The sequence below is a fragment of the Nonomuraea turkmeniaca genome (assembly GCF_005889735.1).
In the GTDB taxonomy this organism is placed as follows: domain Bacteria; phylum Actinomycetota; class Actinomycetes; order Streptosporangiales; family Streptosporangiaceae; genus Nonomuraea; species Nonomuraea turkmeniaca.
In genome coordinates this window covers 1-19,163 of sequence record NZ_VCKY01000208.1, presented here as the reverse complement: position 1 = coordinate 19,163, position 19,163 = coordinate 1, and the positions used below count along the sequence as shown (strand labels likewise).

At 68.0% G+C, this 19,163-nt stretch carries 23 protein-coding genes and 1 tRNA gene; 8 read left to right on the top strand and 16 right to left on the bottom strand.

Annotated elements, in window-relative coordinates:
- Both ETD86_RS41435 and ETD86_RS41430 read right to left on the bottom strand, forming a co-directional pair.
- Positions 1-1,101 (bottom strand): TolB-like translocation protein (locus tag ETD86_RS41435; RefSeq protein ID WP_138672106.1); only part of this gene is annotated, 1,101 nt, incomplete at its 3' end.
- Entirely contained in the window at positions 1,098-1,583 is a 486-nt protein-coding gene (locus ETD86_RS41430) for a SigE family RNA polymerase sigma factor (RefSeq protein WP_246149037.1), read from the bottom strand. The genes ETD86_RS41430 and ETD86_RS41435, both read right to left, overlap by 4 nt.
- Before the next feature lie 221 nt (positions 1,584-1,804).
- Between ETD86_RS41430 and ETD86_RS41425 the strand changes: the two genes are divergently transcribed.
- Positions 1,805-2,986: an ATP-binding protein gene (locus ETD86_RS41425; protein WP_138672104.1), complete on the top strand. Its 1,182-nt coding sequence runs from the start codon at positions 1,805-1,807 to the stop codon at positions 2,984-2,986.
- A gap of 106 nt (positions 2,987-3,092) precedes the next feature.
- Here the strand turns inward: ETD86_RS41425 and ETD86_RS41420 are convergent, their stop codons facing one another.
- Together ETD86_RS41420 and ETD86_RS41415 are read right to left on the bottom strand one after the other, a co-directional pair.
- On the bottom strand, positions 3,093-3,890 hold the full coding sequence (locus tag ETD86_RS41420; protein ID WP_246149034.1) for a MauE/DoxX family redox-associated membrane protein: 798 nt from the start codon (positions 3,888-3,890) through the stop codon (positions 3,093-3,095).
- Positions 3,891-3,895: 5 nt separating this feature from the next.
- Entirely contained in the window at positions 3,896-4,843 is a 948-nt protein-coding gene (locus ETD86_RS41415) for a hypothetical protein (RefSeq protein WP_138672102.1), read from the bottom strand.
- A gap of 216 nt (positions 4,844-5,059) precedes the next feature.
- On the opposite strand from ETD86_RS41415, the gene ETD86_RS41410 reads away from it, so the two are divergent.
- A complete protein-coding gene (locus ETD86_RS41410; RefSeq protein WP_138672101.1) occupies positions 5,060-5,551 on the top strand; it encodes a SigE family RNA polymerase sigma factor in 492 nt (163 codons plus the stop codon).
- Between the two features lie 54 nt (positions 5,552-5,605).
- Here ETD86_RS41410 and ETD86_RS41405 read toward each other — a convergent pair whose 3' ends face one another.
- On the bottom strand, positions 5,606-6,139 hold the full coding sequence (locus ETD86_RS41405; protein WP_246149031.1) for a MarR family winged helix-turn-helix transcriptional regulator: 534 nt from the start codon (positions 6,137-6,139) through the stop codon (positions 5,606-5,608).
- 110 nt (positions 6,140-6,249) lie between these two features.
- On the opposite strand from ETD86_RS41405, the gene ETD86_RS41400 reads away from it, so the two are divergent.
- The 3 genes from ETD86_RS41400 to ETD86_RS41390 all read left to right on the top strand — a co-directional run bounded on the left by ETD86_RS41400 (position 6,250) and on the right by ETD86_RS41390 (position 7,816).
- Entirely contained in the window at positions 6,250-6,816 is a 567-nt protein-coding gene (locus tag ETD86_RS41400; protein WP_138672099.1) for a YceI family protein, read from the top strand.
- A gap of 181 nt (positions 6,817-6,997) precedes the next feature.
- Positions 6,998-7,086, top strand: a tRNA-Ser gene (locus tag ETD86_RS41395).
- A gap of 166 nt (positions 7,087-7,252) precedes the next feature.
- Positions 7,253-7,816: a hypothetical protein gene (locus tag ETD86_RS41390; protein ID WP_138672098.1), complete on the top strand. Its 564-nt coding sequence runs from the start codon at positions 7,253-7,255 to the stop codon at positions 7,814-7,816.
- Between the two features lie 426 nt (positions 7,817-8,242).
- Here ETD86_RS41390 and ETD86_RS41385 read toward each other — a convergent pair whose 3' ends face one another.
- The 3 genes from ETD86_RS41385 to ETD86_RS41375 form a co-directional block, all read right to left on the bottom strand.
- Positions 8,243-8,908, bottom strand: coding sequence for a maltokinase N-terminal cap-like domain-containing protein (locus ETD86_RS41385; RefSeq protein ID WP_138672097.1), 666 nt, complete (start codon positions 8,906-8,908; stop codon positions 8,243-8,245).
- A 313-nt stretch (positions 8,909-9,221) separates the two neighbouring features.
- The gene (locus tag ETD86_RS41380) at positions 9,222-9,746 is read right to left on the bottom strand and encodes a hypothetical protein (RefSeq protein WP_138672096.1); all 525 of its coding nucleotides are present in this window, start codon (positions 9,744-9,746) and stop codon (positions 9,222-9,224) included.
- A gap of 35 nt (positions 9,747-9,781) precedes the next feature.
- A complete protein-coding gene (locus ETD86_RS41375; protein ID WP_138672095.1) occupies positions 9,782-10,126 on the bottom strand; it encodes a hypothetical protein in 345 nt (114 codons plus the stop codon).
- A gap of 380 nt (positions 10,127-10,506) precedes the next feature.
- Between ETD86_RS41375 and ETD86_RS41370 the strand changes: the two genes are divergently transcribed.
- Positions 10,507-10,854: a DUF1330 domain-containing protein gene (locus ETD86_RS41370; RefSeq protein WP_138672094.1), complete on the top strand. Its 348-nt coding sequence runs from the start codon at positions 10,507-10,509 to the stop codon at positions 10,852-10,854.
- Between the two features lie 259 nt (positions 10,855-11,113).
- Here the strand turns inward: ETD86_RS41370 and ETD86_RS41365 are convergent, their stop codons facing one another.
- Entirely contained in the window at positions 11,114-11,995 is an 882-nt protein-coding gene (locus ETD86_RS41365) for an alpha/beta hydrolase (RefSeq protein WP_138672093.1), read from the bottom strand.
- A 25-nt stretch (positions 11,996-12,020) separates the two neighbouring features.
- A complete protein-coding gene (locus tag ETD86_RS41360; protein ID WP_170223534.1) occupies positions 12,021-12,842 on the bottom strand; it encodes an MBL fold metallo-hydrolase in 822 nt (273 codons plus the stop codon).
- A 73-nt stretch (positions 12,843-12,915) separates the two neighbouring features.
- On the opposite strand from ETD86_RS41360, the gene ETD86_RS41355 reads away from it, so the two are divergent.
- Positions 12,916-13,248, top strand: coding sequence for a winged helix-turn-helix transcriptional regulator (locus ETD86_RS41355; protein WP_138672091.1), 333 nt, complete (start codon positions 12,916-12,918; stop codon positions 13,246-13,248).
- A gap of 63 nt (positions 13,249-13,311) precedes the next feature.
- Positions 13,312-13,782 carry a GNAT family N-acetyltransferase gene (locus ETD86_RS41350; RefSeq protein ID WP_138672090.1) on the top strand — a complete coding sequence of 157 codons (471 nt, stop codon included), beginning with the start codon at positions 13,312-13,314 and terminating at the stop codon, positions 13,780-13,782.
- Positions 13,783-14,055: 273 nt separating this feature from the next.
- Here the strand turns inward: ETD86_RS41350 and ETD86_RS41345 are convergent, their stop codons facing one another.
- From ETD86_RS41345 to ETD86_RS41320, 6 genes are all read right to left on the bottom strand, one after another.
- Entirely contained in the window at positions 14,056-15,279 is a 1,224-nt protein-coding gene (locus ETD86_RS41345) for a ferredoxin reductase family protein (RefSeq protein ID WP_138672089.1), read from the bottom strand.
- Positions 15,276-15,632 carry a hypothetical protein gene (locus ETD86_RS41340; RefSeq protein ID WP_138672088.1) on the bottom strand — a complete coding sequence of 119 codons (357 nt, stop codon included), beginning with the start codon at positions 15,630-15,632 and terminating at the stop codon, positions 15,276-15,278. Before ETD86_RS41340 ends, ETD86_RS41345 begins: the two co-directional genes overlap by 4 nt.
- A gap of 60 nt (positions 15,633-15,692) precedes the next feature.
- Positions 15,693-16,373, bottom strand: a complete 681-nt coding sequence (locus ETD86_RS41335; RefSeq protein ID WP_138672087.1) for a response regulator — start codon at positions 16,371-16,373, stop codon at positions 15,693-15,695.
- Positions 16,370-17,647 (bottom strand): sensor histidine kinase, encoded by a 1,278-nt coding sequence (locus ETD86_RS41330; protein WP_170223533.1) that lies wholly within the window; start codon positions 17,645-17,647, stop codon positions 16,370-16,372. The genes ETD86_RS41335 and ETD86_RS41330 overlap by 4 nt, the downstream gene beginning before the upstream one ends.
- 223 nt (positions 17,648-17,870) lie before the next feature.
- Complete coding sequence (locus ETD86_RS41325) at positions 17,871-18,752, bottom strand: DUF72 domain-containing protein (protein WP_138672085.1); 882 nt, start codon at positions 18,750-18,752, stop codon at positions 17,871-17,873.
- Between the two features lie 29 nt (positions 18,753-18,781).
- Positions 18,782-19,163 (bottom strand): FGGY-family carbohydrate kinase (locus tag ETD86_RS41320; protein ID WP_246149028.1); only part of this gene is annotated, 382 nt, incomplete at its 5' end.

The window sequence follows — 19,163 nt, the reverse complement described above, 5'->3', positions numbered from 1 at the left end:
GTAGACGATCGTGGGCTGCCCGGCGGACAAGGCCGTCCACCTGCCCTCAGTGGCGACCCACTGGCCGGTCGCGATGTCGTAGATACCGTCGTCGCTCACCGCGAACCGGTTGAGGACCGGCGCCATCGCCAGCCGCCCCCAGGAGCCGCGATCATCGAGGCGTCGTATGCTGCTGCCGTCGATCCGTTGCAGGAAACTCCCCGTCTCGTCGTGTCCCAAGCACCAGAACGGTCCGCAGCGCAGGCCCCGAGCCCCGGACGGCGTGACGACCTCGATCGTGGACCCGTTCGTCAGGTCGACGACCCTGCTCTGGCTGCGGACGCTGTCGTCAGGCCCCGCGGGCGCGTCACTGGCCCACGGCCATCTCAGCAGCCGCAGGCCGCGACCGGCCGGGATCCGCTCTGAGGCGCCGCCCGAGAGGGGGACGCCCCACACGTCACCGCGGCGTTCCGACCAGAAGACCCGGTCCCCGTTGACGGCGAGGGAGTCGATGTCGGCCCGGCGGCCGCTGATCGTGGTGATCAGCCTCGCCTTGCCGCCGGACAGCGGAGCCGTCCAGATCCCTCGCACCGACACGCCGTTCTTCCTGCCGTAGGAGATCCAGGCGACGTTCTCGCCGTCGGCGGTCACGATCGGCGGGACGGCGGTGGGCTTCATGGGCACCTCGGTCACCACACGGGCTCGCTTGGTGGCGGCGTCGTACAGCTCGATCCTCGTTCCCTCCTCCAGGGACGCCGCCAGGAGCAGCACCTCAGTGGCGCTGATGCCGGTGATCGGCTGGTACCGCATGCCGTCGGCGTTGGTGGTGGGCACTGTGAGGACCGCCGTCGGCCAGAGCCCATCTGCCGGCACGGCGTTCATGCCGAGGGTCGCGGTGGGGTTCGGGGTCGTGGCCACCTCGACCTCGCCCCCGCCGGAGGGGACGACGCTCCTGACCGCCATGCCCAGCACCACCACGGCGGACGCGGCCGCCAGCATGCGCACGCGCCGCCTGGTGCGGCGGCGTCTGAGCGTTTCGACGCCGGAGAGCAGGTCGCCTTCGCCGGGGGCACGCTCAGCCGCCGCGCGCAGCGCGCCCGTCAGTTCGTCTTCTGTCCTCATGCCCGTCCCCTTTCGAGCACCGACGGCTTGACGCGCAGTGTGTTGAGCGCGTGGAATGCCTGGCTTCGTACGGTTCCGCGGGAGATGCCGAGGATCTCGGCGATCTCCTTGTCCGACAGGTCCTCGTAGTAGCGCAGCACCAGGACGACCCGCTGCTTGCGCGGTAGTGCGGCCAGCTCTTTCCACAACTCGCCGAAGGAGTGGTGGTCGGTGTACGAGCCCTCGGGGACCTCGTCCGTCACGTGTTCCCTGCGCCGCCGGCGCCACCAGCTGATGTGCTGGCGGGCCATGGTCGTGCGTACGTAGGACTCGGGGTTGTCCTTGTTGCGGACCCTGCGCCAGGAGTCGCTCAGCTTGAGCAGCGCCTCCTGTACGAGGTCGGCCGCGTCGTCGGCGTTGCCGGCGAGCACGTAGCCGTACCGGAGCAGAGCCGGGCCGCGTGCCCGGACGAAATCCTCGAACTCCACATCACCGAGACGCACGAGAGGGTCCGTACTGTTGCAAAGATCTTTTACTTGAAACCATCGCATAGGTGTTCGAGTCCGCGCTACAGTCTTAGGTATCGCAATCGAACAGAGGTTCGGCCTGGTGAGAGGGGGTGTGTCCGATGACGGTGCTCGCGCCCGCCCCTGCTCGGACACGCCGTAGCACTTTCTTCCCAAATCTAAGACGGCCGCTATATCCGGCAATAAAGTCCGAGAGCGTGGACCCTGTGCGAAACCCCTACGCCCCCGGAGCCGGACAGCGTCCCCCGGAGCTCGCCGGGCGTGATCGAGAGCTGCAGCAGTTCGAGGTCGTGCTCGAGCGCGTCGCCCGTGGCCGCCCCGAGCGGAGCATGGTCGTCACCGGCCTCCGGGGCGTCGGCAAGACCGTCCTGCTCAACACGTTCAAGTCCATGGCGATGCAGCGGCTGTGGGGCACGGGCAAGATCGAGGCCCGGCCTGACCAGTCGATCAGGCGGCCCGTCGCGGCCGCGCTGCACATGGCGATCAGGGAGCTGGCCCCGCGGCACCGCGCGCCCGAGCGGATCGAGGAGTTCCTCGGCGTGCTCAAGGCGTTCGCGATGCGTGATCCCGCGGCGGCCAAGGGCACCTCGCACTGGTCGCCCGGCATCGAGGTGCCCGCCAGCCGCGGGCGCGCCGACTCGGGCGACCTGGAGATCGACCTCACTGAGCTGTTCGTCGACGCCGCGGGTGTGGCGACCGACCTGGCCGTCGGCATCGCGTTGTTCATCGACGAGATGCAGGACGTGCCGGCCGCCGACGTCTCCGCGCTCTGCGCCGCCTGCCACGAGCTCTCGCAGACCGGCGGGCCGCTGATCGTGGTAGGAGCCGGGCTGCCGCACTTGCCGAGCGTGTTGTCGGCCAGCAAGAGCTATTCCGAACGCCTCTTCCGCTACGCGCGCATCGACAAGCTCGACCGGGACGCGGCCGATCTCGCGCTGATCCTGCCGGCGCGCGAGGAAGACGTGGAGTTCACGCCGGACGCTCTCGACGCGCTGTACGAGGCGGCCGACGGCTACCCCTACTTCGTGCAGGCGTACGGCAAGGTCGCCTGGGACCTCGCGCCCCGCAGCCCGATCACCCTCGATGACGTCAAGGTCTCGGCGCCCGAGGCTGAGGAAGAGCTCGCGGTCGGCTTCTTCGGCAGCCGCTACGAGCGGGCGACCCCGGCCGAGCGTGACTACATGCACGCCATGGCGCAGATCGGCGACGAGCCGGTCGCCACCGCCGAGGTGGCGGACGCCCTCGGTCGTAAGCCCTCCAGCCTCTCTCCCGCCCGTGACAGCCTCATCAAGAAAGGGCTCATCTACAGCGCCGAGCGCGGGCTGATCGCGTTCACCGTGCCGCACTTCGGGAAGTTCCTGCGCGCTCAACCGGTCTGAGCGGCGCCCCTAGACCTCTATTGGGCTGTCTAGTGGGGAAGCTAGACAGCCCAATAGAGCAATATCGTGATGCCTGCTGTGCTTGTCGAGGGAAATCTACGACTCTCTAGCGTGAGGCCGATACTGGCGTATATTCCGGCAGACTGCCGCTGTCCTCCACGCTCACCACGGCCCTCCGCACCGCCGGGCGCCGCCCGCTGAGATAGACCGCGAACACGACGTCGTCCTGCTCGTGGTTGCGGAAGGCGAAGAAACGCCAGCACAGCTCGCGCCAGCTGTCGTACGGCTCGGCCGAGGTCAGCTCGTCCCGGTGCGCCCGCCAGGAGCCGCTCTCCCGGAGCCGGGCCAGCGTGACCGATTCGGCGGGGCCGCGGCGCTGCTCGCACGGCGCGCGGTAGCGTACCCGGTCGATCATCTCCTCGATCTCCGGCGACAGCGCGAGCAGGGCGATCACCCCCGCGGCCATCAGCCACGACGGCCGGGTCGCCGCCTCCCAGCCGGTCACCGGCGCCCACAACGAGAGCGCGGCCATCCCGGCCAGCAGCGCCGTCCGCCCGATCGAGCGCAATCCGACCGGCGCCGAGCTCACCTCGCCGAAGCAGCCGCAGCCCGCGTCGGGCCGCCGCCTGCGCAGCTCCAGCAGCACGTACGTGGACATCGTGAAGAACGCGAGCGTCCCCCACCGGAAGATCGTATGCGTGCTCAGCAGCAGCCCGGCGGCCAGCACCAGCTCACCGGCCGCACAGAACAGCAGCGCGGGTCCCTGCATGTGGCCCGGCACCAGCACCGCCGGCCCGAGCCTGGCCAGCGCCCCTGGCTCGCCCCCCGACCGTACTGTGCTCACCTTGGCCACAGTGCCCAGGACGAGCAGCACGACCAGGATCGGCAGCTGCGATTCCAGCACGCGTGTCACCCCAATCCGATCTGAGCGTTGAAGCAGCCTTTCACCAAATCGCCGCCGAGTTCCACATAGGAGAACGGCGACAACTCGGCGATGCGCCCGCGCGGCGAGGTGTCGCACTCGACGCAGCGGTCGCAGAACCGCCCCGCCATGCACCCGCACGCCACCACTGGCACGTTGGCGGAGCGGTTGGAGCAGACGTTCCTGATCTGCAGGAGGGAGCCGAGGGCGAGGTACGGTAGGCCCGCGCACGACGCGCCGACGTCCGGGCAGCCGGTGTCGACACGTTCCAGCATGGGATAGGCCGCGCCACGCTCTTCCTCGTCGAACGTGTCCGACCACGTCGCGGTGCCGGAGATCCGCGGCTGCAGGCCGGCGTACGCGGGCGGCGGGTCCGGCACGGCGCGCGCCGGGTACGGCGGCTGCGAGGTGGCCGGCAGGAGGGCCAGGCCCGCGCCGTCGCGCCTGATGCCGATCGCGTCGAAGAGGTAACCGGGCTCGAACTTGGGATGCCGCACCTGCAGCCGCCCCGTCGCCCGGTAGGGGATGACGACCGAGCGGTGCCCGCGATGCGGCCCGCAGTCGAGCTCCACCGTCAGGTCCTTGCGCCCGCTGATCGACAGGATGGCCCCGGTGATGCGCGTGGTGTCCGCCCAGATGCGCTCGACCACCCGCCCGTCGCGCAGGGTGCGCATCATGACCATGGAACCCACGGGCAGATCGGCGGGCGGAGTGTCGCCGCCGTGCCAGGCCTTGGCCCACGGCGCGATGACCAGCCGCTCCTCCGTGCCGTCCGGGGTCTCGATGATGATGAGGTGCGGGCTGACGTCCAGGATCTCGCCGGCGACCGCGTTGATGGGCTCTCCATCGCCTGGATCAGGACCCGGAATGCCCGACTCGCGGCCGAGCGCGGCCGCGGCGAGCACCCGCCGGCGCTCAACGCTCGGATACCCCATCCGCCCTCCCTCGCTCGGATACTAGGTTCACACGACTCGAGGGTCGCTCAGGCCGGGTGCCGCAGAAGAGAGCAAAATACGCATCCCCTGGTGAAGGAGTTGACCTCCCTCGGCGGAGAATCTGCCACCGACCTTGACTGACCTTTATCGTGGGTGGACCGAAACCTGAATTCTGGTTCAGGCCGAATAGGGCATCAGGCTGCGATTCTGGCCACGATGCAGACAACCGGGTGGGAAGAGGAGTTCCGCGAGTACGTCAGGACGCGCGGTCCTGCACTGCTGCGCGCCGCTCACCAGCTGACCGGGCACCCGCTGGACGCGGAGGATCTGCTGCAGAACGCGCTGACCAAGACGTACCTGGCGTGGGAGCGCATCGAGGACCGGCGTGCGCTGGACGGGTACGTGCGGCGGGCCATGGTGAACATCAACATCTCGCAGTGGCGGCGGCGCAAGCTGGAGGAGTACCCGTCCGACGACTTGCCCGAGATCGTCACCGACACCGTGGCGTGGGGGGATGTTCACGAGCGGCTCGAGCAGGCGCTGGAGGAGTTGCCGGAGCGGATGCGGGCGGCGATCGTGCTGCGGTATTACGAGGACATGACCGAGCCGGAGATCGCCAGGACGCTGGGGATCAGTGTCGGGACGGTGAAGAGCACGGTGTCGCGGGCGATGGCCAAGCTGAGAGCTGCCTTGGGGCTCGGGGGATGATCGCCGCCGGCCGGGCGGCGGCAGCATGGGACCGCGGAAGCCGGCAGGGCGAGGTCACGCGGACGGAGCGGAAACGGTAGTCACGACGTCTGGGGCTGTGTCACCTGGCGGGCATGTCCTCCCCGGCTCCACCGCTCCGGCTGTGGCACAGGGCCGCACCACATCCCTGATCTTCCGCAGGGTCCGCAGGAACGCCTCCAACTCCTCCGCGTCCAGCAGGCTCGTAAAACTGTCCTCGATGTCCTGGATGTGCTGTGGGAGCACGGACTGCAGCCGCTCACGCCCGGCATCGGTCAACGCGGCATAGGACGCCCGCCGATCACTGGGACACGCCTGCCTCGTCACCATCCCTTGGCGCTCGAGTCGGTCGACGACGCGGGTCACGCCACTCGTGGACAGTCCGGTCTGCGCCGCGAGATCGCTCATCCGCAGCCGCTGCTCGGGGGACCGGGCCAGCCGGATGACGGTCTCAAAATCGATCTCAGACAACTTCGCCGCCGCCAGCACCGGCTGGAACCGGGCCATGAGACCGGCGTACGCCTCAGTCAGCAGCCCGATGGCGGTCAGCCGGGGGTCGTCAAAGTTCATCACGCTCATACCTTAGACGACGATAGTTGACGGGAGGAATATTCCTCGGGTAGACATTTGTTGCCGCAGACATCCGCACAGCAACCTTCCTAAATCTGAGGAGAACCCCGATGACCACCACCCGCACCTGGGAGTCCCTGACCGTTCCCGCCGCCGGCACCTACAACCTGGACGTGGCCCACACCCGCATCGGTTTCGTGGTCAAGCACATGATGGTCAGCAAGGTCCGCGGCCACTTCGACACCTTCACGGGCTCGGTCACGATCGCCGAGAACCCCCTTGAGTCCACCGCCGAGCTCACGATCAAGACGGACAGCATCTCGACCGGCATGCCCGACCGTGACGGCCACCTGCGCAGCGACGACTTCCTGGCCACCGAGAAGTTCCCGGAGATCACCTTCAAGAGCACCCGTGTGGTGGGCCACGCCGGCGACGAGTTCACCGTGGCCGGCGACCTCACCGTCCGTGACGTCACCAAGGAGATCGAGCTGACGGTCGAGTACGGCGGCGTCGGCACGAACCCCTGGGGCGCCCAGGTGTGGGGCTTCTCGATCCACGCGGAGTTCGACCGCGAGGACTTCGGCCTGACCTGGAACCAGGCCCTGGAGACCGGCGGCGTGCTGGTAGGCAAGAAGGTCAAGATCGAGATCGAGGGCGAGGCCAACCCGGCCGCCTGAGGCCACTAGGGTTATCCACAGCCCATGAAGCCCGCCCACGCTCTGGGCGGGCTTCATCCACAGCCAGTTACCCACAGCCTGTTGATAACTCTTGGCGAACGCTGTGGATAGGTGGGGAGCGGAATCGCTTTGCCGCCTCGCCAGAAGGCCGGTACGCTGTGCTGAGCCGCGGTGGCTTCCGGGAGGATTCGCCTAGTCAGGTCTATGGCGCCGCACTGCTAATGCGGTTTGGTGGCAACACCATCCGGGGTTCAAATCCCCGATCCTCCGCACGTGAAAGGCCCTCTCCCCGATCTTGGGGAGAGGGCCTTTTGATCTTCGAGGACGTCATAGTTGCGGTGCTAGTTGCAACGGCTCGTGCTGTGACCGGTCGGCCGAGTCGTGGACAGCAGAAATGCGATAGCCCGGCATGTCTGTCTCGGGGGATGCTGTCCCGGTGTCGTCGTTGCTGACCGCTGTGGAGTATGAACGTACGGCTGCCATGTTGCGAGGCAGGCGTATCCACAGGGTCGTCTACTACCCCTTGATGGGCGGGGAGGACGGTTGCGACATCGAGGAGTGGGACTTCGGGACGTGGCACCAGCCCACCATGGGGGTGGAACTGTCCACCGACGATGGTGCTTGCTTCTCGGCTGTGTGGGGGAGCAGCTTCGACCACTTCGGGCTTGAAGTCTTCCCTGAGCCGATGACCGCTCACCTGCGGATGATCGGGGAGCCAGGCGGGTCGGCGGCGGTGGACGTGACCGATCACCCACACTGGTCGAGCCTCGTCGGCAGAAAACTCACCAGCGTCGATATCGCCTGGTCCCAAGGCTCTGAGAGCGAGCTCCGGACGCCGAACGCGATCAGGTTGTGCTCGCGGGAGAAGGCCGTGTGGATAGCCGTCGGGAGCCCGGCGGAATGGACGCCAGCCGAGGTCTACCACCTGGGTACCGACGATGTCATGGTCATCTTCACCGCCGAGTTCGCGGCCAAGGTGGGCATTCCCTCTGTCGACTGACCGGCGGGGCTGGCCGGCCGATGTCCCTCGCGAACACCATCCCGGGTGATCTTTTCCGGTCACACTACTGGGGATTCCCAGAGAGCGGAGGGGACCGGTGCGGTCAATGGGCGTGCGGTGCTTCGTCGCGAACGCCAAATCATGGGCTCCCCTTGGTCTCCCGCCTTTCCCGCTCGACGTCTTGCATCTCGCGGTGTGTCTTGAGTCGGGCGAGGAGCTCGGATGGACACTGGAGCGTGAGCTTGCTCTTGCCCTTGCGCTGGCGGAAGACGGCCCTTCTGCGGATGATCGCGGACGCGCAGGACCGGGGGCGAGGGGATTCAGGGGTCGCGACTCTCGTGGGGCACGCTCATTCCCGGCCGCCGCCTTGGAGGGCCTCGACGAGGTCGTCCATCATCTGGCCCAGGGGCTCGCGCTCGCTGAGATCTAGGCACGAGGGCCGGTGTGCATGACAACGAACAGCCCCCGCGCGCGGGCGCCATCCGGCATGTGCCAGGAGCCGGCGACGTGGCCAGTCGCTTCCGGTGGAAGGAGAGGTTCGCTGTCGGGGGCGGGGCGCAGGACCCGGTGCAAGCGGAGGGCCGTTCCATGTGGTGCAGGCAGCTCGGTGCCCTCTTGGTCGTCGGTTGCGGTGGTGGTGAAGTCTGTGGGGGCGAGGCCGTCACCGATGTAGGAGCGGGTGACCTCCGGGTCGGGGGTGTCGCTGGTGTTCTGGTCCTGGGCCTGGACCCGGCCCTCGATCAGGGCCAGCAACTGGGCGACCAGCACCCGGTCGTGGCAGCCGTCGTAGGCCCAGCGCTGCCCCAGCACCCCGTGCTCCATGGTGCCGACGAGGGCGTGCTCCGCCCCGTCGAGCGGGGCACCGCGATAGGTGAGCGGCACCAGGTACGTGGTCGGGTGAGTGCCGGAGGTGTCGGTGACCACCATGAACTCGATCCCGACCTCACCCTGCGGGTCGTCCAGCCGGAAGCCGCCGGCCTTGGCCAATTCTGGTTGGCTCGCGCCGCCGAAGTACCACGGCCGGGAGGGTAGCCAGGAGGTGAGCAGCTCCAGCTTGCTCGGCTTGAGGGTGGTGTGGTGGATGACGGCCATGCCGAGGATTCTCTTCCGTTGAGCGGGTACGACCTTCAGATCTTCCCATCGGCCGGGCAGAGCGGTTCATTCAGCCGATAAGTCCCACGAGACAGGCCAAAGGTCCGGGCCCTCGGAGGGCATGCTTCCGCCCATCGTGTCTGTTCGCCCTTGTCCTGGCTCCACGTCGTTGGCGTCTACGAAAGGCCGTTTCTGGGCAGCCGCCGGGATGGACGGCTTTGGGTCGAGGAGGATACGCCTGAACAGCAGGGACGTCACCGACCTGCTCGGCAAACCAATCTGTACGAAACGACCCTGGAGATTGTTAGGGACCCTACGGATCGTCAGATGTTCCAATCTTGTACCGCGCATAGCGATCACCAGGAGGGGTGAACTCCATGCCGTTCTCATCGAGCGCGTTGTAGATCGTCACTTGGCCGTTCGGGAAACCGAAGCCCAGGGACACGATCGTCCCCTCCACGAGGTTCCTGTTCCTCAACATCAGCAGTTCCACTGCCGAACAAGGCTGTCCGACCAGTGCGGTGAGTCCGTCGGGCACGTCGTCTCGCCACGCCAGGTGAAAGTCCGGCCAGTCCAGTGCGCGCGCCGGATCGATGGTGTTCCAGGTGATGGAGATCTCGTCGAACTTCCAGTGGTTGATCTCAACCTGTTCACCCTCGAAGTCCAGGAGGACCGGGCAGTCGGCGAACCACTCGTCCTCGTCGAGATCCCACACCACCAGCGCGCGGGTCAGCTGTCGGCCGACGAGGTGGGCCAGCCTCGGCCCGTGAGCAGCGGTGATCTCTTTACGCCTGCTCAGCCAGTCTGGCCGGTAGCCGGGAATTCCGAAGGTGAACATGGGTCGTTGTTGTACCGCGCGACGCTCGCGGGCCGCTACGCACGCCTGTCGGGCTCATCCCCGGCCTCGTGCGGATAGTGCCCGTAGTGTCGTTGACGCCAGCGCTCGAAGTAGCCGATGCCCATCATGCTCATCCCAGCGAAGGCTGCTACGCAGAGGTAAAAGAGCAAGGTAGACAGGGCGAAGGCGTACTCCCATCCAGTTGCGGCACCGATCAACGAAAGGATGCCGAAGAAGCCGCCGACGGCAGCGCCGGCGATCAGCCCGAGGCGCACCGGATGGGCCGCAGAGAACCGCTGACCGCGATGCGGTTCAGCGTCGCCGCCAGATGACGCATCGACTCGCCAGAACCAGTTCTCAAGCAGTCTCAACAAGCGCACGCGAACCCCTTTCATGCCTCCGGCGACGGCTCCGGCGACGGCTCCGGGGTGAAGCACGTGAGGCGATGGCGCAGCGAGTCCGTACGTGGACCGGATCTCCATGATCAAGCAGATCGGAAGTTCACGCAGCCGGCCGTAGCGTCGTCGTAGGGCTTGCCTCGCGGTCCTCTTTCATCGAGTTTGAAGGTCCTATTAACCTCTGTAACTGTAGATGCGGACGGCCCTCCCGATCGCCGTCCTCCTTGGTCGCCGACTCGACCAAAAGCAGGTTCGCCAGGTCCGCGCTGGGGGCCGGGTCGCTTACTCGCCAGGTCATCGACCCTGGCGCGCGGGCATGCCATGATCGGCGGCGTACGGAGCCGGCCGACCGGAAGGATGCCATGCCCGCCTACGTCATAGCTCACCTGCAAGAGGCCGCCCCGCACCCGGAGATCATCGAGTACATCGAGCGCCTCCCTGCCACCTTCAAGCCGTACGGCGGCCGCTACCTCGTACACGCCAAGCAGCACGAGGTGAAGGAGGGCAGCTGGCCCGGGCACGTCGTGATGATCGGCTTCCCTGGGATCGCCGAGGCGCGGGCCTGGTGGGACTCTCCCGCGTACCAGGAGATCGCACCGCTGCGCTCGCGACACATCGAGGGCGACATCATCATGGTCGAAGGCGTCCCCGAGGACTACGAACCGACTGCCGCCGTAAAGGCGATGCGAGAGGCCCTGGCTGCCGAGTAGCCCTCAATCACCCGGCATGATTCAGATCATGAGGCGAGGACACCATTGGGCGCCAGGAGCTCAATGAACAGCATCCTCGAAGTCCTTCCGAAGAGGATCGTTGGTGGTGATACTCCTGCGGCGCGTTCCCGCCGTCGTCGACCGAAGGGGAGATTTTCCGGCTACTTCGCCAGGTGTAGCAGACGAACCTCCGACATGTGGGGTAGCGCTATTGGGTCTCGGCTTGGGGACTGATGGGCCCTTGGTGGGGCTCAGGCGCTCAGGAGTCGAGGCTGCGGTGGAGGAAGGCGGCGGTGGCCTGAGCGGCTTGGGTGACGTACGGTTCCACGTCATACAGATCGATGTGCTGGTTGGCGTCCAGCCAGAGGATCTCTTTGCGGCCGGGTGCGCGTTCGTAAAGCTCCCGGGCCAAGTCCGGTGAGCAGTAGTCGTCGGTCCTGCCGTGGACGACCAGGAGCGGGGTGGCGGCCAGGAGGTCGGCCGCGCCGAGGGCATCGAAGGTCATCAGCGAGAAGAGGGATCCTCTGGTGACTTCGTTGCGCCAGTACGGCGAGGCGGACCGGGCAGTGCCGTAGTAGGCGTACGGTTCGTCGCCTCCCATGGCGGCCTCGCCGTTGTCGGGCGACACGGCGGGGAGGCACTCGTCGTATCGGACCAGGAAGCCGGCGAGCGCGGACCGGTAGGCGTCGATCCCCATGCTCCGCGCCATGTGAACCGGGCTGTTGTACGCGCCTGCGATGCCGGCCACCGCCCTGACCCGAGGGTCGCCGGCGGCGGCCCGCACCGCGTAGCCGCCACCGAGGCATACTCCGACGACACCGATCCGGTCGGCGTTCACCTCGCGCCGGTCGGCCAGTGCACCCACTGCGGCCCTCAGGTCGGCCAGTTTTCCCTGGCTGTCCTCATGCTGGCGGCGTCCGCCGCTTTCCCCGAATCCCCGGTGGTCGAAGGCGAGGGTGACCAGCCCGGCCTGGGCGAGCAGCTTGGCGTAGGTGCCGACGACCTGTTCTTTTACTCCGGTGAAGGGGCCGGTGAGCGCCACTGCGGGCAGAGCGCCGTCCCCTTCCGGAATGCGGAGCTCGCCCACCAGCTCTATGCCTTCGCTGCAGAAGGTGATCCGCTCGGCTTTGACGGGTGTCATGGCATCTCCAGGTTCCGCATTGTGGTCACGCGGCGAGTTCGGCGGCTACGGCGTCAGCGCCCAGGCCGACCAGCCACCCGAGAGGGGCGTCGGGCACAAAGCGTGCCATGATCTGCTCCAACTCCAGCTTCTGCGCGTCGCTCAGCCTCGGCTCCCCCGCGGCCAGGCGCCGGACCGCCTCGCGGTACATGAGCAGATACTGTCGCTGCCGGGTGAGCAGGCCGACATCGGCAGGCGCGCCGTGGCCGGGGTACAGCGGGACACCCGCCAGCTCGTCTGCCAGGCGATCGAGTGCGGCCAGCCACGCGCCCGAGTGACCGTCCGCGGTGTAGGAGTGCACGCCCTCGAAGGCCAGATCCCCGATGAAGGCGATCCGCTGGTCGTCGGATTCGACGAGCAGGTACGAGTCGGCATGACTCTCGGCGGGTCCGAGGTCGTGGACCCGGATGCGCAGGCCGGCGACGTCCACCGTGTCGCCATCGTTCACCGTCCGATCCGGCACCCGGAACCGGTCCGGCCATTCCGCGCCGTAGACGGGCTGCCACTGCTCCCGTTTGGCGATCGCGGTCTGCTCGATCGTCTTGGCGACCGGTGCGGTGGCGTAAACCGGCACCTCGTCGCCGGCCACGTACGGCAGGCCGTTGTAGTGGTCCGGGTGCGGGTGTGTCACGAACGCCGCCACCAGTGGCTTGCGCAGCGCCGCGATCCGTGCGGCCAGCGCTCGCGCGTCCGACACCAGCAATCCGGCATCAACGAGCACCACACCGTCCACCGTCTCGAGAAGATAGCTGTTGACGAAGATTCCGGGCTCTGCCGCTGTGTACGTGTGAACCATAAGCTTTGTCACGAACGGGACACTAGGCGCCCCGATCTTCATCGACCAGAAGGCACTTCGAAGTGCCCCTGCGAGCGGGAGCCCCATGGCACTGGTGATACCTGACGTGCTGGAAGAAAGTTGCACGACCCGGCAGGCGCTGGAGCGGCTGGCCGCCAAGTGGCGTGTCCTGCTGATCTATGCGCTCCTGGCGGGGCCTCAGCGACATGCCGAGCTGCGCCGCAGGCTGCCCGGCATCACGCAGAAAGTCTTGACCGAGACACTTCGGGGCATGGAAAGCGACGGGCTGGTCGAACGACGGGTGCTCAAGGACACCGCTCCCCAGCATGTCGAGTACTCCCTGACCCCTCTCGGCAAGACGCTGCAGGAGCCGCTGTCGGCGATCTGCGCCTGGGCGGTGGAGCACGGTCAGCCATAGCGTCCACCGCGAGAGGTGGAGCCTCCTGAGGTTGGCGGAACCCGGGGGGATAACATCGCGATCATGGCGGATTGGGAGCTTCGTCCGGCTTTGGTGGCGGACGTCGAGATGGTGGCCGAGTTGCGGGCCGTGGTGCTGAGGCCGGATCTCGAGCGGCTCGGCCGGTACGACGAGCTGCGTGTGCGGCAGCGGTTGCGGGACGGGTTCACGCCGGCGCACACCTGGATGATCGAGGTGGGTGGTGCGTTCGCCGGCTGCGTGGCACTGCGGCCGGCGAAGGACGCTTACTGGGTGGAGCACTTCTATCTGGATCCGGATTTGCAGGGCAGGGGCATCGGTTCCGCCGTGCTGAGCCGGCTGCTGGAGCGGTGCGACCGCGAAGACGCCGTGGTCCGGCTGAATGTGCTGCAGGGCAGTTCGGCCCGCCGGCTGTACGAGCGGCACGGGTTCATGGTCGAGACCGAGGACGCGGTGGACGTGTTCATGGTGCGCGACCCGGTCTCGGCGCGGCGATCACCCGGCGGGAACCAGTAGGCCCTGGCGGCCGGGGTGGAAGCCCGGTCATCCTGCTCGCCACCGCACCGCCCCGGGCAGACGGCTGCAGAGCCCGCCGCGGTGCGGCGAAATGATTCCGCACCGCGGGTAGGTCGAACCAGGCGTTTCAAGTTCTGGCGCGCTGCACCAGGTCGCGCACGCCGCGAACGAGTCTGGTCGCCCCCGGCGCCGGACGACGTCGCGGACCGATCGGGGGACGACTTGCCCACACCCCTGTGCATATCTCAAGCTGATGCGGATCGGGTCTACCGATCATCTGAAGTTGAATCGCTCGAAATGGATGGACGAGGCCGGCAAGCCGGCGGCTCGGAAGCCGCGCACGAATGACTCGAGCATGGGCAGCGGGCCGCACATGTAGACATCGGTGATGGAGTCTCGTCCGCCGGCCTCCAGGACTTGGCCTGTGGTCAGGGTGCCCGATTTCGAGGACACGTTGAGGTGTACGCGCAACCCTGGGTGGGCGTCGGCACGGGCGCGGATGTCCTCCCAATAGAGCGCCTCGTCGGCGTGCCTGACGGTGTAGAACAGGGTGATTTGTCGGTCGTCTGGTACGTCGCGTAGCCAGCTGAGGAACGGGGTGATGCCGATCCCGCCGGCGATCCAGACCTGGCACCGGCCGCCGGTGCGGTAGTCCAGCATGCCGTAGCCGCCCTCCACAGTGGCCCTGCAGCCGGCTCGCAGGGCCAGGCGCAGCTTTGAGGTGTAGTCGCCGCCGGCTTTGATGGTCAGGCGGATGGCACGCTCGGCTGGGGCGCTGGAGACCGTGAACGGGTGCGGCTCACGCAGGCCGTGCTGGTGGAACGTCACGAACACGAACTGCCCTGCGGTGAACGTCAGCCGCCGCTGCTTGCGCGGCCGCAGGATGATCTCGACGGTGGTCGGCGTCGGCCGGCGCACGGTTTGCACCTCGTAGGCGAACCTGGGACGGCCGAACCGGGCGAAGAGGAGGTTGTAGAGGAACGCGGCGATGCCCACCACGTACGCGCCGATCAGGATGACGAACGGTGCTGCCGCTGTGCGCGTCACATGGTCGACCAGCAGCGTGTGGGCGAGGCTGATGGCGAAGAACACGCCGATGAGCCAGTGGGAGCGGCGCCAGGTGCTGTAGCGCGAAGGGCCGACGGCCAGCGCCACCAAGAACGAGATCCCGGCGAAGGCGATCAGGCCGGAGGGCGTTCCACCGGGCGAGCCCAAGATCCATGGGATCGTCGCGACGTGGGCGGCGAGCAGGAGGAACCCGGCTTTGCCCACTCGCCGGTGCGCGACGTACATCCGGTCCAGGCCACCGAAGCACGGCTCCAGGAATCTGGCCCGAGTAGCCAGGACCAGCGCGGCCGCGAACAGGATGACCGCCGTGGTCGCGAACAGCTCCGCCGCGATCTGCCGTACATGCGGCACGGTGTCCGGCGGCCAGAGCGTCAGCGAGCACGCGGCATTGACGATCACCACTCCGGCGATCACTCGTGGACCGATCATGTAGGGGAGCGCTTCCCGACCGGGGCCCAGCCCACGACGACCGCTCCCAGGCCGACCACGAGGTGCACGACGGCGTCGTCGAACGCCAGCGCTTCCACCCCGTCCAGCCAGCCCGCCTCGCCGGCGACGCCGACGGCCAGCCAGAACGCTCCCAGCCATCTGGTGGCCAGCCCGGCGTGGCACCCGTGGCGGAGCGCCGCCGCCGCCAGCCACAGCGCGCCGGTGACCAGGTGCAGGACCCCGTGGACCGGCTCCCGTGTCTCCCACCCTGGCAGGCCAGGAAGCGCCATGAAGCGCATCACCCCGACGACCACGAATCCGACCCCAACCGTCCACGACCATATGCGTGTCATGGTCGCCAGGCTGACGGCTGATCTCTGTCATCCGCATCCGCCCGGCGCGGCGTCTCGTGACTACTGCGAGCGCGGTACGTTCGCGCTGATGCCGACCAGCCCGCTCTGGTACGCGAAGACCACCAGCTGCGCGCGGTCGCGTGCGGACAACTTCATCATGGACCGATTGACGTGCGTCTTCACCGTCGCCGGCGACAGATGCAACCGCTCGGCGATGTCGGCGTTGGTCAGGCCCGAGGCGACCAAGGCCACGATCTCGAGCTCGCGCTCGGTCAAGGGTGACCGCCCGGCCGAAGGTCTGGCATGGCCGGGCTGCTGGAGGAAGTGGGTGATCAGCCGCTTGGTCGCCTGTGGTGACAGCAGCGCCTCCCCGCGGGCGACCACCCGGATGGCGTCGAGGAGCTCGTGCGGTTGCACGCCCTTGCCGATGAAGCCGCTTGCGCCCGCACGCAACGCCTCGAACACGTACTCGTCGATCTCGAAGGTCGTCAGCACCAGCACGCGGATGCCGGCGAGCGCGGCGTCGGAGGTGATCGCCCTGGTGGCGGCCAGGCCGTCCATCCCCGGCATGCGGATGTCCATCACCACCACGTCAGGGTGGTACGCGCGGGCCAGCTCCACGGCCTGCGCGCCGTCGGCGGCTTCGCCGACCACTTCCAGATCATCGGAGGAGTCGATCAGATACCGCGCGCCCTGCCGGATCAGTGGCTGGTCGTCGGCCAGCACGACCCGCACCGTCATCCGGCTGCTCCGATCCCGTCGGCGACCGACTCGGCGGCGGCGCGGATCGGCAGGCTCGCACGGAACACGAACTCGTCATGCCGGTCGAGTCCGGCCGTGAGCGAGCCTCCGAGAGCGTGGACGCGCTCGGTCACTCCTGTCAGCCCGTGTCCGGACGATGGCTCCCGCGCTGCGGCGATGCGGTTGCGTACCTCGATGTCGAGGGTGCCGCCTTCCGCCCACACCCGCAGGCCGGCATGCCCGTCCCCATGTTTGTGGGCGTTCGTCAGGGCTTCCTGGATCACCCAGTAGGCCGACAGGTCCACGGCGGTGGGGAGGTCCAGCGGCAGGTCCGCGCAGTCCACCCGCAGCCCGACCGCCGCGAACCGATCGAGCAGGCGTGGCAGGTCGGTGAGGCCCGCCGGTGGCTCCATCGGCGGCGGCTCGCCGTCACGCAGCACGCTCAGCAACGTTCCCAGCTGGTCGAGTGCGGTACGGCTGGCGGCCTGCACGTGACCGATCGCCTTCGCGGCGGCCTCCGGCTCCCGATGCAAGGAGTGTCCGGCCACGCCCGCCTGCATGCTGATCACGGCGATGTGGTGAGCGACCAGATCGTGAACCTCCCGGGCGATGCGCAGACGCTCCTGGACGACCCCGTGGCGGGCCCGGTCCTCCCACGCCGCCAGCAGCTGCCGCCGGCTGCGCGCCGCATCTCCAGCCGCCGCCCCCACCAGTACGGCGGCGATCAAAGGCACGGGCGTGTCCAGCCCCGTCCATGCCGTCGGCACCACGATCAGCGAGACTCCAGCGATCACCACCGCCGCGCCGACCCCCCACACCAGGGTCGCCACTCGATTGCTCGACACCGCAACGGCGTACCCGGCCAGCGCGATCGCCGTGCCCACGGACTCCTTGAGATCAACCGGCACGGCCACCACCACGACCACCACCGGCAGGGTCGCGGCAAGGGCGCGCCGCCATGCCAGGAACGCCACGCCATGCGGCATACGGCGCCGGCGCACCTCGCCGATGACCAGCAATGCCGCGCCGAGCAGCGCATCGGCCGCGGACGTGTCGAGGTCCACCCGCATGGCCACCACGGCACCGACCGTCGCGAGGGCGAGTGAGACCCTGGGCGATGTCGATCGTGCGAGCAGCGCGACAGCCGCCAGGAGGACCACCACCAGAAGTGGCCACGTCACGTGCCAGGCATGTCCGCTGACCAGGCCGCCCGCCGCCATCGCACACAGCGCCAGACCGAGCCAGACGTCGGTCGCCCACTCCGCCCGCTCCACCGCGCCAGCGTATGCGCCGCAGGTCAAAGGCGCATCATCCTCGGGTAGGGGATCGCGTACCGCGATCGCGGTACCCATCGAAGGCGTCGCTCAGCAGCGGCCTTCGGCGTCGTCCGCCGCGCCCCAGCCGACCGAGCGGCCGTTCTGGATGATCTCGCCGCCGATCGGCCGGCGCCCGGAGCCGAGCGCGCTTCAAGGCAAGGCCGTACCGATGACGGAGGCGTCAGTCGTGTCGGATCAGGCGAGCCAGCTGGGCGGCGTTGATCTGGGCGTAGTCGCGGTAGCAGTTGTTCATGAGAACGTGGGTCGACTCGGCGTCCTCGGCGAGGCGCCGTATTCTGGGCGCCCACTCCCGTAGTTCCTCCTCCTTGTAGAGGTAGCCGAACCGCTCGTGGATGTCCTTGCTCGTCCATTTATCCGAATGCCCGTGGAAACGCACCACGGCCAGGTCCGCCGTGGCGGCGAGTACGGGCGGGATGGAGTCGGGGTATCCCTGCGGCATGTCCACACTCACGTACGGCACGCCGTACGAGGTGAGGAAATCCAGCGTCTCGGCCTGGTTCTCCTCGCTCATCCAGGTGTGGTTGCGGAACTCGACGCAGATCCGCAGGGGAGCGCAGCGCGCCTTGCATTCCAGGATGTACTGCTTGTTGCCCTTGCCGATGGGGAACCAGCGGGGGAACTGGAAGAGGATCGCGCCCAGCCGGTTCGATTCGTGGAGCGGTGACAGCGCCGCCAGGAAGCGGTCCCACACGTGATCGACCAGCTGTGGGTCCAGGTCGCGTAGGTAGAGGTTCGGTTTCGTCGCCTCTCCGAGCCGTTCACGTACGTCCTTGTACAGCGCCGTCGGCTTGGTCGGGTGCTGGGTCAGCAGGGAGAATGCCTTGATGCCGAAGGTGAAGCCGGCAGGGGTCCGGTCACGCCACAGGGCGACCGTGCTTTCCGCGGGCGGTGAGTAGTAGGACGAATCCACCTCCACCAGGGGAAACCGGCTCGCGTAGTAGCTCAGTCTCTCCTGGGCGGAGGTGACATCGTCGGGATACCACCCCGAGGCCAGCAGCGTCTTGTCGGTCCACGAGGCGGTCCCTACCAGGATGCGGCCCATGTCCGCACTCGTACCCGGACCCTCGCCGGTCAGTCGAGGATGTGGTCGGTGGCGCGGGCGTAGCGGTGGCGGATTTCCGGGACGGCCTCGCCTTCGTACGTCGCCGTGTCCTCCATTTGCCAGTCCGGGGTGGTGAGGAGGGTGGCGGCCTGGTACGCGGCGCCGTTGGCGACGTACTCGGCAGGTGGCGGCACCGTGATCGGGACGCCGAAGATCGTGGGGGCGATGCGGCGGACGGCCTCCGAGCGGGCGGCGCCGCCGATCAGGAGGACCCGTTCCGGGCGCATGGCCAGCGCGTCGAGGGCGTCGGCCAGGCCGCACAACATGCCCTCGATCGCTGCCCGTGCCAGGTGGGCGGGGGTTGAGGTGGCCAGGGTGAGGCCGTGGATGGAGCCGGTGGCGGTGGGGCGG